The organism is Lysobacter changpingensis (assembly GCF_017308985.1).
In the GTDB taxonomy this organism is placed as follows: Bacteria; Pseudomonadota; Gammaproteobacteria; order Xanthomonadales; family Xanthomonadaceae; genus Lysobacter_J; species Lysobacter_J changpingensis.
Map to the genome: position 1 here is coordinate 616915 of NZ_JADWPE010000002.1, position 11273 is coordinate 628187.

General features: G+C 69.1%; 13 protein-coding genes. 3 read left to right on the plus strand and 10 right to left on the minus strand.

Going from position 1 to position 11273, the window contains the following annotated elements; all coding sequences use genetic code 11:
- Positions 1 to 28: 28 nt before the first annotated feature.
- The 3 genes from I4U41_RS04490 to I4U41_RS04500 all read right to left on the minus strand — a co-directional run bounded on the left by I4U41_RS04490 (position 29) and on the right by I4U41_RS04500 (position 3856).
- The gene (locus I4U41_RS04490) at positions 29 to 1570 is read right to left on the minus strand and encodes an efflux RND transporter periplasmic adaptor subunit (RefSeq protein WP_206859916.1); all 1542 of its coding nucleotides are present in this window, start codon (positions 1568 to 1570) and stop codon (positions 29 to 31) included.
- A 282-nt stretch (positions 1571 to 1852) separates the two neighbouring features.
- Positions 1853 to 3130, minus strand: coding sequence for a sensor histidine kinase (locus I4U41_RS04495; RefSeq protein ID WP_206859917.1), 1278 nt, complete (start codon positions 3128 to 3130; stop codon positions 1853 to 1855).
- Positions 3131 to 3139: 9 nt separating this feature from the next.
- Complete coding sequence (locus I4U41_RS04500) at positions 3140 to 3856, minus strand: response regulator transcription factor (RefSeq protein WP_115843669.1); 717 nt, start codon at positions 3854 to 3856, stop codon at positions 3140 to 3142.
- Positions 3857 to 3960: 104 nt separating this feature from the next.
- Between I4U41_RS04500 and I4U41_RS04505 the strand changes: the two genes are divergently transcribed.
- Positions 3961 to 4302 carry a DMT family protein gene (locus I4U41_RS04505; protein ID WP_206859918.1) on the plus strand — a complete coding sequence of 114 codons (342 nt, stop codon included), beginning with the start codon at positions 3961 to 3963 and terminating at the stop codon, positions 4300 to 4302.
- Between the two features lie 74 nt (positions 4303 to 4376).
- Here the strand turns inward: I4U41_RS04505 and I4U41_RS04510 are convergent, their stop codons facing one another.
- The 4 genes from I4U41_RS04510 to nudE all read right to left on the minus strand — a co-directional run bounded on the left by I4U41_RS04510 (position 4377) and on the right by nudE (position 7041).
- Complete coding sequence (locus tag I4U41_RS04510; protein WP_206859919.1) at positions 4377 to 4679, minus strand: Mpo1-like protein; 303 nt, start codon at positions 4677 to 4679, stop codon at positions 4377 to 4379.
- 22 nt (positions 4680 to 4701) lie between these two features.
- Positions 4702 to 5523 (minus strand): nucleoside triphosphate pyrophosphohydrolase, encoded by an 822-nt coding sequence (gene mazG / locus I4U41_RS04515; protein WP_206859920.1) that lies wholly within the window; start codon positions 5521 to 5523, stop codon positions 4702 to 4704.
- A gap of 148 nt (positions 5524 to 5671) precedes the next feature.
- Positions 5672 to 6493 (minus strand): 3'(2'),5'-bisphosphate nucleotidase CysQ, encoded by an 822-nt coding sequence (gene cysQ, locus I4U41_RS04520; RefSeq protein ID WP_206859921.1) that lies wholly within the window; start codon positions 6491 to 6493, stop codon positions 5672 to 5674.
- Positions 6490 to 7041 (minus strand): ADP compounds hydrolase NudE, encoded by a 552-nt coding sequence (gene nudE, locus I4U41_RS04525; protein ID WP_206859922.1) that lies wholly within the window; start codon positions 7039 to 7041, stop codon positions 6490 to 6492. Before nudE ends, cysQ begins: the two co-directional genes overlap by 4 nt.
- 92 nt (positions 7042 to 7133) lie before the next feature.
- On the opposite strand from nudE, the gene bioA reads away from it, so the two are divergent.
- Positions 7134 to 8543, plus strand: a complete 1410-nt coding sequence (gene bioA / locus I4U41_RS04530) for an adenosylmethionine--8-amino-7-oxononanoate transaminase (RefSeq protein ID WP_425492482.1) — start codon at positions 7134 to 7136, stop codon at positions 8541 to 8543.
- Positions 8534 to 9271, plus strand: a complete 738-nt coding sequence (locus I4U41_RS04535) for a 16S rRNA (uracil(1498)-N(3))-methyltransferase (protein WP_206859923.1) — start codon at positions 8534 to 8536, stop codon at positions 9269 to 9271. The genes bioA and I4U41_RS04535 overlap by 10 nt, the downstream gene beginning before the upstream one ends.
- A gap of 30 nt (positions 9272 to 9301) precedes the next feature.
- On the opposite strand, the gene I4U41_RS04540 is transcribed toward I4U41_RS04535, so the two are convergent.
- Genes I4U41_RS04540 through I4U41_RS04550 form a run of 3 tightly spaced genes read right to left on the minus strand, consistent with a single transcriptional unit; the run spans position 9302 to position 11249 of the window.
- The gene (locus I4U41_RS04540; RefSeq protein WP_206859924.1) at positions 9302 to 9640 is read right to left on the minus strand and encodes a hypothetical protein; all 339 of its coding nucleotides are present in this window, start codon (positions 9638 to 9640) and stop codon (positions 9302 to 9304) included.
- Positions 9641 to 9660: 20 nt separating this feature from the next.
- Positions 9661 to 10755 (minus strand): acyltransferase family protein, encoded by a 1095-nt coding sequence (locus tag I4U41_RS04545; RefSeq protein WP_255541991.1) that lies wholly within the window; start codon positions 10753 to 10755, stop codon positions 9661 to 9663.
- Positions 10752 to 11249 carry a chemotaxis protein CheW gene (locus I4U41_RS04550; RefSeq protein WP_206859925.1) on the minus strand — a complete coding sequence of 166 codons (498 nt, stop codon included), beginning with the start codon at positions 11247 to 11249 and terminating at the stop codon, positions 10752 to 10754. The genes I4U41_RS04545 and I4U41_RS04550 overlap by 4 nt, the downstream gene beginning before the upstream one ends.
- Positions 11250 to 11273: the final 24 nt, after the last annotated feature.

The following is an 11273-nucleotide window of genomic DNA, read 5'->3' on the forward strand; positions in this document are numbered from 1 at the left end:
GCGCGACCTTGCTCGTTCGAGGGCGCGCTCATTCGCGCGCCCTTTCGCCGGTCACGATCGCGTCGCCGGCCTTGAGGCCGCCGCCGGAGATTTCCGTGTCGGTGCCGTCGCTCGCGCCCAGGCGCACCATCACCGCCTGCGGCTGGCCGTCGACGAGCTTGTAGAGCGGCACGCGCTTGGCGTTGACCAGGTTCGACAGCGCGGCATCCCACTGCTTCTTCCGCGCATCGTCGAGCGTCGCGCGGAAGGCGGCGAAGTCTTCCTTGAAGCGGTCGGCCATGCGCTGGCGCACCTGCGCCTGCACGTTGCCGGCGCCGGGTCCGCCGATCGTCACAGGCCCGCCCGGGCCACCGCGACCGCCGCCGAACAAGCCGTTGCCGCCCTGCTGCGTCGCCTGCGCCTGGCGCGCGGCCTGGCGCGCGCGTACGGCTTCGACGGCGGTGTCGAACGCCGCCTGCTGGTCGGCGTTCAACTTCATCGAAGCGGCCGTGCGAGAGAGATCGTCGAGCATGCCCGTGCCACCGCGGGGGCCACCCGCCTGCGGCGTGGCGACCGCGTTCTGCCCGGTGTCGGCCGGCTTGAAGCGCAGCGCGGCGTTGGACACCTTCAGCACGTCGTCGCGCTTGCTGACTTCGATTTCCGCGTTGACGGTCAGGCCCGGCAGCAGCGTGCCGTCGCTGTTGTCGACGGTGACGACGACGGGATAGGTCACGACATTGTTCGTGGTGGTCGCCGACAGGCGCACCTGCTCGACCGTGCCGCGGAACTGGCGATCCGGGAACGCATCGACGGTGAACGACACGTTCTGCCCGGTGCGGACCTGGCCGATGTCGGCTTCGTCCACGGCCAGTTCGATCTTCATCTTCGCCAGGTCCTCGGCGATGGTGAACAGCTCCGGCGCCTGCAGGCTCGCGGCCACGGTCTGGCCGGGCTCGATGCTGCGCGTGAGCACCACGCCGTCCACCGGCGAGCGGATCACGGTGCGCTCCAGGTTCACCTGCGTGGTCTGCGTGGATGCGGTCTGCTGGCGGATCGACGCCTGCGCCGCATTGACCTGCGCGCGCGCCTGGTCGAGCGCGGCCTTGGCGAGGTCGACGTCGCTGCGCGCGACCAGCTGGCGCGCGCCGAGGTCGGCCTTGCGCCTGTAATCGAGCTCGGCGTTGAGCAGCGTCGCCTGCGCCTGGTTGAGCGACGCGCGTGCGCTGGCGATCTGCGCGTTGCCCTGCGCGATCTGCGCCTCGTAGGTCTTCGGGTCGATGCGCGCGATGACCTGTCCCTTGCTCACCTGGTCGTTGAAGTCGACCAGCACGTCGGTGACCTGGCCGGAAATCTGGCTGCCAACAGTGACGGTGGAAATCGCGCTGAGCGTGCCGGTGGAGGAGATCGCCACGCGGATGTCGCCGCGCTCCACGGGCACGGTGCGGAACGCGCCCTCGGCCGCTTCCGCGCCGCGCTTGCGATAGAAGTACGCGCCGCCCGCGACCAGGGCGAGCACCACCGCGGCGACGATGCCGTGGCGGATCCAGGGCGTGGGCTTGCGGGCATTGCGGGTCGGGCGGGCTGCGCTCATGGGGCTCTATTCAGGAGGTATGCCGGCGCGAACGCGCCAGCGGCGTGTGCGTTGACAGTGGGCGGAGGGAATCGTTCAGCCGATTCTCCCTCCCCTGCGTGCACGGGTGAGGAGGGACGCTTGCGCACCACTGGCGCGCGTCCCGACGAACGGGCCAGGCCCGATGGCCGCGGGGTTGCGGAGGCCGCGACAGCGGCGGGATTCCCGCGCGGAGGTTCGGCGCTAGCGCCGCTTACCCCTGCAAGCAGGGGGACGAGCAGACGCCGGGGGAGAGGAACGGACTCATCGCCCGAACCGGATCACCGCCGTCGTCCCCTGCCCCGGCGCACTCGCCAGGCTCACCGGCCAGCCGAAGCGCTCGCCGAGCCGGCGCACGATCGACAGGCCCATGCCCTTGCCGTCGCTGTCGGCCGAATCGGCGCGGAAGAACGGATCGAACGCCTTGGCCAGGATTTCCGGCGACATGCCGATGCCGCTGTCGCGGATCACCACGCGATCGGGCATCAGGCGCACCTCGATCTCGCCCGATTCGGTAAACCGCGCCGCGTTCCCCAGCAGGTTGCCGACCATCACCCGCAGCACGTGCGGCGGCGCGACCAGTCGCGGCGCGCCTTCGTCGTGCAGGCTCACGGTGACCGGGCGGTCGCCGAGCAGCGGGCGGATGCGTTCGACCTCGGCGGTGACGATCTCGCGCACCTCGAATTCCTCGCTCTGCGGCGCCACGTCGGCTTCGCGGGCGAGGATCAGGAACGCCTCGATCACCGCCTCCATGTCGCGCCCGGCCTGCTGGATGCGCGACAGCGAACGCCGCGTGCGCGGGCTGTTCTCGGTGTCGGCGAGCATCAGGTCGGTGGCGACGCGGATCACCGTGAGCGGCGTGCGCAGTTCGTGGCTGGCGTCGCGGGTGAAGTTGCGTTCGCGCTGGACGAAATCGCCGACGCGCTGCGACAGCCCGGTGAGCGCGCGCGAGAGCTTGCGCACTTCGTCGCCCGCTTCCGGCGGCAGGTGCGCGGAGGCGATCGCGCTCGCATCGGGATCGCGCGGGTCCCAGTGCGCGACTTGGTTCGCCAGCCAGCTCACCGGCGAAACCAGGCGCTTGGACGTGCGATACGTCATCCAGATCAGCACGCCGCTGGTGACCAGCGAAAGCAACAGCGACACCAGTCCCGTCAGCAGCACCGACTGGTCGGCGAGCCACGCGGAGAACACGATGTACAGCGTGCCCTGCTCGCGGCGATCGACGTACACCAGCCGCCCGCTGTCGCGCAGGCGCTGCACGCCGTTGCCGGTCACCGCGCGCAGTTCGGCCGGCAACGCCGGCTGCAGGTTGCCGGGAATGACCAGGTAGCTCGTCATCGTCGAACTGCCCGGCAGGCGATGCGAAGGATCTTCCGCGTACGCCTGCCAGAACGCCTGCGCTTCCTGCGCGACGCGCTGTTCCACGACCTTCTGGCGCACGATGATCCCGGTGAGCAGGATGCCCACCGTGATCACGATGCTGCCGATCAACGCCTGCGTGATGAACGCGAGTTTGATCCTGCGCGGTAGTCCGTGCGCCATGAGTCGCGACTATTCAGGCGGCTGGGATATGTCCGCCACGCGATAGCCCGCGCTCTGCACGGTATGCAGCAGCTGCTTGTCGAACGGCTTGTCGATGGTCTTGCGCAGGTTGTAGAGATGGCTGCGCAAGGTATCCGAATCCGGCAGGCCGTTACCCCAGATCTCGCGTTCGATCTCCTGGCGGCTCACCACGCGCGGCGATTCGCGCATGAGGATGGTCAGCAGGCGAAGCCCGATCGGCGAAAGCTGCAGCTCGCTTCCGCCGCGCGTCACGCGCAGGCTGGCGGGATCGAGGACCAGGTCGGCGACCTTCAGCACCTCGCCCCCGACCTGCCGGCGTTCGCGGCGGATCAACGCGCGCAGGCGCGCTTCCAGCTCCTGGATCGCGAAGGGCTTGGTCAGGTAGTCGTCGGCCCCGGCGCCCAGGCCGGTGAGCTTCTCGTCCAGCGTGTCGCGCGCGGTGAGCATGAGCACCGGCGTCGACTTGCGCGCTTCCTCGCGTAGTTTCTTGCAAAGCTCCACGCCGTCCATGCGCGGGAGCATCAGGTCCAGCACGATGACGTCGTAATTGTTTTCCGTCGCCAGGCGATAACCGTCGAGGCCGTCGCTGGCATAGTCCACCTCGAAGCCGCGACCTTCGAGATACTCGCCTACCATCTCCGAGATGTTGCGGTTGTCCTCGACAATGAGGACCAGGCCGCCATCCCTTGTTCCGGTACCCTGCATGCAAACCTCCCGACGCTTCAGCTTTGTGAAGGCTGCCGGGGCGCGGGTGGAGGGACCGTGAAGGCCCACCACGAAAACTGAACCAGCCCCAGCGAATCCTGCCCATGCCCCTGGAACGCATCCTCCCCATCGCCCTGCTGCTGGGCTCGAACGTCTTCATGACCTTCGCCTGGTACGGCCACCTGAAGTACAAGTCCGCGCCGCTCATGATGGCGATCCTCGCCAGCTGGGGCATCGCGTTCTTCGAATACTGCCTGATGGTCCCGGCCAACCGGATGGGCAGCGCAGTCTACTCCGCGCCGCAGCTCAAGGGCCTTCAGGAAGTCATCACGCTGCTGGTCTTCGCCGCGTTCTCGGCGTGGTACCTGGACCAGCCGCTGAAGTGGAACCACTGGGCGGGATTCGCGCTGATCGCGGTAGCCGCCTGGTTGATCTTCCTGGAGTGAGGGGTTTGGAGCAGGAGCGGGAAGCGGGCAAAGCCGCGCTTCCCACTTCTCGTTCCTGGTTCCTCGTCCCTCCCCTAGAACCGGATCTTCCCCGTCACGATGTCCTTGAACATCACCCAGTCGCCGAGGAACGAATAGAACGGGTGCTTGAACGTCGCCGGCCGGTTCTTCTCGAAGAAGAAATGCCCGACCCACGCGAAGCCGTAGCCGCACACCAGCGCCGCGAGCAACCACCACGCATTGGCACGCACGATCGCCAGCGCGACCAGCGCCAGCACGCCGCAGCTGCCGATGAAATGCAGCCGTCGGCTGGTGCGGTGGCGGTGTTCGCTCAGGTAGAACGGATAGAACTCGCGGAAGCTGGCGAAGCGCGACATGTCGTCCTCCGATGCCGGGCGCTCAGGCCTTCTCGGCGGCCTTCGCGCGATCCCAGAGGCGATCCTGCGCTTCCAGCGGAAGGCCGGCAAGCGATGTGCCGTCGGCCTGCGCCAGCGCCTCCATCGCACGGAAGCGGCGTTCGAACTTGAGGTTGGCGCGCCGCATCGCCGCGCCCACGTCGACCTGCGCATGCCGCGCGAGGTTGGCGCAGACGAACAGCACGTCGCCGATCTCGTCCTCCAGCCGGTCGCGCGCCGCGGCATCGTCCGGATTGGCGTCGAGCGCGGCGAATTCGGCGCGCACCTCGTCGATTTCCTCGTGCAGCTTGGCGAACACCGGCGTCACGTCCGGCCAGTCGAAGCCCACGCGCGCGGCGCGCTTCTGCAGCTTCACGGCGCGCTGCCATTCGGGCAGGCCGCGCGCGATGCCGGCCAGCGCGGAGGTGTCCGCGTGCCCGCTCGCTTCGCGTTCGCGACGCTTGGTCTCTTCCCACGCGACGGTCTGCGCCTGTGCATCGTCCACCGATGCATCGCCGAACACGTGAGGATGCCGGCGCACCATCTTGTCGCAGATCGCCGCGACGACATCGCCGAACGCGAACGCCCCCTGCTCCGACGCCATCTGTGCATGGAAGACGACCTGCAGCAGCAGATCGCCGAGTTCGTCCTTCAGGTCCGCCAGATCGCCGCGATCGATCGCATCGGCGACTTCGTACGCTTCCTCGATCGTGTACGGCGCGATGGTCGCGAAGTCCTGTTCCAGATCCCACGGGCAACCGCCCTTCGGATCGCGCAGGCGGGCCATGATGTCGAGCAGGCGGTGGATGTCACTGGACTTGCGCATGTTCTCGTTCCAAAGACGATTCCTGATGATCGTCATCCCGGAAGGCCGGAATCCAGGCGGTCACGTTCCCGAAAGAAAGGCCCGCAAGAACCTGCCGCCCGTGCGTGGATCCCGGCCTTCGCCGGGATGACGGCTCTGTAGCTGCGCGCTACGCGCGATCGCCCATCCATTCCCGCCACGGCAATTCCACATCGCCGAGCGCGATGAAATCGCCGTTGAGGATGCGTTCGCGCTGGTTGTAACGGAACGGCCGTCCCTGCGGATCGAGCACCGCGCCGCCCGCGCCTTCCAGCACGCACTGGCCCGCGGCGGTGTCCCATTCGCTGGTCGGGCCGAAGCGCGGATACACATCGAGCGTGCCCTCGGCGAGCTTGCAGAACTTCAGCGACGAACCGAGTCCGACCGGTTCGGTCTCGCCCATGCGATCGATGAACGCCTGCGTGCGGCCGTCGCGATGCGAACGGCTCGCCGCCACGCGCAGCGGCGCCGTCGCCGGCCTGCGCACGTGCAGCGGCAGGTCGCGCGAGCCTTCGCGGCGGAACGCGCCCAGCGCCGCACCGCCGTGCCACAGCTCGCCGGTCACCGGCGCCTGCACGATGCCCCACACGGCAACGCCGTCCTCGATCAGCGCGATGTTCACGGTGAATTCGCCGTTGCGCTTGACGAACTCGCGCGTGCCGTCGAGTGGGTCGACGATCCACAACCGCGTCCATTGGCGACGCATCGCCGTCGGCACTTCGTGCGCGGATTCCTCCGAAAGCACCGGAATATCGGGCGTGATCCGCGCCAGTGCATCGACGATGCAGCGATGCGCGGCAAGGTCGGCGGCGGTGAGCGGCGAATCGTCGTCCTTGTGCTGCACGGCGAATTCGCTGTCGTAGATGCCCAGGATCGCGCTGGCGGCATCGAAAGCCACGGCGATCACCGCCTCGCGCATCGCGGCATTGGGAAGTGCGGACGGGTTCGTCATCGGGAGTGCGTCCTCAGCCATTCGCGGGCGATGAACAGTGCGGCGATGCTGCGGCCTTCGGAGAAATCCTCGCGCAGGATCAGTTCGTGCAGCGCGTCGAGCTTCCACGGCACCACTTCCAGTTCCTCCGGCTCGTCGCCGGGCAGGCGCTCGGGATACAGGTCGCGCGCGATCACCAGGTGCGCCTGGTGGCTCATGTAGGTCGGCGCGAGCGTGAGCGCGCGCAGCACCTGCACGTCGCGCGCGCCGTAGCCGGCTTCTTCCTTCAGTTCGCGATCGGCCGCCTGCTCCGGCGTCTCGCCCGCGTCGATGCGGCCCTTCACCAGCCCGAGTTCGTACCGGTGCACGCCCGCCGCGTACTCGCGCACGAGCAGCACGGTGTCCTGGTCGATCATCGGCACCACCACGACCGCGCCGTGCCCGCGCCCGTGCAGGCGCTCGTAGTGGCGGCGCTCGCCGTTGGCGAACTCCAGGTCCAGGCGCTCGAGCCGGTACGGGCCGGCGTCGTGTTCGGTGATGCGGTGGATGGTGGGCAGGCGACGCGACATGCGGGCTCCAGACATGCGCCATCCGGAATGGCGCGAACGCGGGCGTGGAAGGTCCCGGCCCGGCGCGCGGCTAGAATGGCGGGATGCAGCGAATGGACGACATGATAGCGCGCGGCGACGCGACGGCCGCGTGGCGCGAGCGCGACCTGGCGGTGCTGTGGCACCCGTGCACGCAGATGCGCGAACACCTCGATCCGGGGGGCACCCTGCCTCTGCTGCCGGTCGAACGCGGCGAAGGCGCGTGGCTGATCGGCCGCGACGGCCGCCGCTACCTCGACGCCATCAGCAGCTGGTGGACCAACCTCTTCGGCCACGCCGAGCCGCGCATCGCCGCCGCCATCGCGCGCCAGGCGGGCACGCTGGAGCACGTGATCCTCGCCGGCGTGTCGCACGCGCCGGCGGTCGAACTGGCGGAGAAGCTGCTCGCCATCGCGCCGCGCGAGGCCGGGCGCGAACCGCTGGCGAAGGTGTTCTATGCCGACAACGGTTCGGCCGGTGTCGAAGTCGCACTGAAGATGGCCTTCCACTGGTTCCGCAACCGCGGCATCGAGGGACGCACGAAGTTCATCGCGCTCGACAACGGATACCACGGCGAAACGCTCGGCGCGCTCGCCGTCGGCGACATCCCGCTGTACCGCCGCGTGTACGCGCCGCTGCTGGCCGAGGCGATGTTCGCTCCCTCGCCGGACGCGTACCTGTGCGACGACGGCGAAACGCCCGCGCAGCGTGCGCAACGCGCCGCCGACGCGCTCGCCGCGCTGCTCGAACGCCACGCGGGCGAAGTCTGCGCGCTGATCCTGGAACCGCGCGTGCAATGCGCCGGCGGCATGCGCATGCACGATCCGCTGTACCTCCGGCGCGCGCGCGAGCTGTGCGACGCGCACGGCGTGTTCCTGGTCTGCGACGAGATCGCCGTGGGGTTCGGCCGCACCGGCACGCTGTTCGCTTCCGAACAATCCGGCGTGCAGCCCGACCTGCTGTGCCTGTCGAAGGGACTCACCGGCGGCGCGCTGCCGCTCGCGGCGGTGCTGGCGACGCAGTCCATCTACGAGGGATTCCTCGACGATTCGCGCGAGAAGGCCTTCCTGCATTCGCACAGTTACACCGGAAATCCGCTCGCCTGCGCCGCGGCGCTGGCGTCGTTGGCGATCTTCGAGCAGGACGACGTCATCGCGCGCAACAGCGCCACTTCGAAGCGAATGGCGCAGCTCGCCGCCGCGTTCGCCGGACATCCGCACGTGGCCGATGTGCGGCAGGCGGGGATGATCGTCGCGTTCGAACTCACGCGCGGCGGCGACAAGCGCACGCCGTTCGACGCGTCCGCGCGCATCGGGCTTCGCGCGTACCGCGAAGCGCTGCGTCGCGGCGTGCTGCTGCGTCCGCTGGGCGACGTGCTGTACTGGATGCCGCCCTACTGCGTCGACGACGACGCCCTGCAACTGCTCGCCGACACCACGCGTGCGGCGATCGACCACGCCATCGAGGAAGCCGCATGCGCCTGACCCGCGTCCACGTCGACGAACCGCTGGCCGTCGGCCGCGAGATCGCGTTGCCCGACAGCGCCGCCGCGCACCTGGGCCGCGTGCTGCGGCTGGGCGTGGGCGATGCGTGCGTGCTGTTCAACGGCGACGGCCACGATTACGCGGCGCGCATCGTCGCGATGAACAAGCGCGAGCTGCGCGTGGCGATCGATTCGATGGAACCGGTGACGCGCGAGTCGCCGCTGAAACTCGTGCTGCTGCAGGGCGTCGCGCGCGGCGAGAAGATGGACCTGATCCTGCAGAAGGCGACCGAGCTCGGCGCGCACGCGTTCCATCCGCTGTGGTCGCAGCGCAGCGAGGTGAAGCTCGACGAAGCGCGCGCGGAGAAGCGCCTGGCACACTGGCGCAGCGTCGTGTCGTCGGCGTGCGAGCAGAGCGGACGTGCGTTCGTGCCGGAGGTCGCCGCACCGGTGTCGCTGGCGGCGGCATTGACGGCGCTGCCTTCGGGCGGGTTGCGGTTGATCCTCGACCCGGAAGGCGAGCTGTCGTTCGGCACGCTCGAGGTCGATATCGCGCAACCGGTCCATCTCGCCATCGGACCGGAAGGCGGCTGGTCCGACCTCGATCGCACCCAACTGCGTGCCGCCGGCTTCCGTGGTCTCAGGCTCGGCCCGCGCATCCTGCGCACCGAAACGGCGGGACTGGCTGCGGTGGCGGCGTTGCAGGCGAAGCTCGGCGATTTCGCGTGAGGCCCCGCGGCCTTGGCCCCAATCGTCCGCTCACGCGTAACGCATCATCAGCCACATGAGCAACGCAAACAGGACGAACACCGTCATCGCGATGACGGTTGCATAGCGCGTCAGCAATGAGGTGTCGGGATGTTCAAGCATGGCCTCGAACGCCTGCGCATCCACGCTGAGCGCGGGCTGGTGCGTGGGATCGCGCAGCAACTTGCGGACGTCGTCCGCCTGCTCGTTGATGCAGGCGAACAGGGCCCATTGTTCGCCCATTCTGGGCCGCTCGACCAATGGCGCGAACGTCGGAATGCCCTTTGAAGCGAGCAGGTGGCGAACGCGTTTCAGTTCGTCGCCATCGTGGAAGCGGCAGATGAATTCCATTCAGGCCGGTCGGTAGAGGATCAGATCTTGAAGTACACCTTCCGCGCATCCAGCACCCGCACCACGCCCCACCACACCAGCACGAACGCGATCGCATACGAGAGCGACGCCACGTACGGCCCGGAGTGCGGCGTGATCCATCCGGCGAATGCGTGCTGGTACAGCGGATCGAGCCAGCCGAGCGCGACCAGCGCGTAGAGCATGAAGGCCGAACCGGCGTACGCGGCGATCGCGTTCACGCCGAAGGCGCGGCCCAGCGGCGGCCAGCCACGCAGGTCGATGAGCGAATGGAAGATCGCGAGGACCCAGCACGCGATGCCGCCAGTCCACAGCACGTAGGACGGCGTCCACAGGTTTTTGTTGAGCGGCTGCCACGACGACCACGCGAGGCCGGCAGCCATCGCGACCGCACCCGCGATCCACAGCGCGCGACGGTTCCCGCGCCTGAGCCATTCGCCCGCGCGCAGGCCGAGCAGCGTCGTGGCGAGCGCGCCCAGCGTGCTGACCAGGCCTTCCGGATCGTGGCCGCGGCCGGTGGCCGCATCGAGCTGGTAAACGTGCGCGCCGAGTAGCGCATGGTCGATGCGGCTGGCGATGTTCACGAACGGCTCCAGCGAGCCGCCGGTCGCGAGCAGCGCGCCGTAGCCGGCGAGCAGCGCGCCGATGAGGACCCACTGCGCGCGCGCCCGCGTGTGCAGCGCGAGCACGCCCGCGGCGGCGAAGCACAGGCCGATGCGTTGCAGCACGCCCATCACGCGGTAGTGCGGCAGGTCGAACGCCCACAGCGCGCACAGGTGCAGCAGCAGCCCGAGCCCGACGATGCGCGCGGCGCGCACGAGCACGGTCTTTGTCAGCGCGCGCACGTCGTCGCCGCGTTCGACGCGCGGCAGCAGCGCCAGCGCGATCGACACGCCGACGATGAACAGGAACATCGGGAAGATCAGGTCGGTCGGCGTGCAGCCGTGCCACGCCGCGTGTTCGAGCGGCGCGAACACGTGGCCCCAGTCGCCCGGGTTGTTGACCAGCAGCATCGCCGCGACGGTGAGCCCGCGCAGCGCATCGACCGAGGCGTAGCGCGGTGCGGACGGACCGCCAGCGCGGTCGCCGCGGCTCAAGCCGCCTGCGCCAGCGCGAGGCCGATCTGGGTTTCGATCGCGCCGAGGTCCGGCAGGAACGCCGCGTCCTCGTTGAGCAGCACGCGCGCCTGCACGCCGTTGGGGAGCGGGTTGTGGTCGTCGACCACCACCAGTGCATCGCGCGACACGGTGACCAGTCGCGGGAAGCCCTGCGTCAGCAGCGCGAAATATGGTGCGCGCGGATTGCCGCCCAGCGCGCGCAGCACGATCACCTTGCTGCCCAGGCCACCGCGTTCGTTCGCCAGACCCGAGAACCGGCCGAACGCGAGCAGCGGCAGCTGCCAGCCGCGCCAGCGGATGCGGCCCAGCAGCCAGTCCGGTGCGTCGGCGACGGCGTCCGGTTCGGCGTAGGAGAGCACTTCGGCGATGGTCGCGTTGGGCAGCAGCAGCCGTCCGCCCGCGACCTGGATGAGCACGCCGCGGATGTCGTTTTCGGGTGCGCCGCTGGATTGGGCTGCGTGTTCGGTGGCCATGTCCTGTGCTCCTGGGTCGTGCAC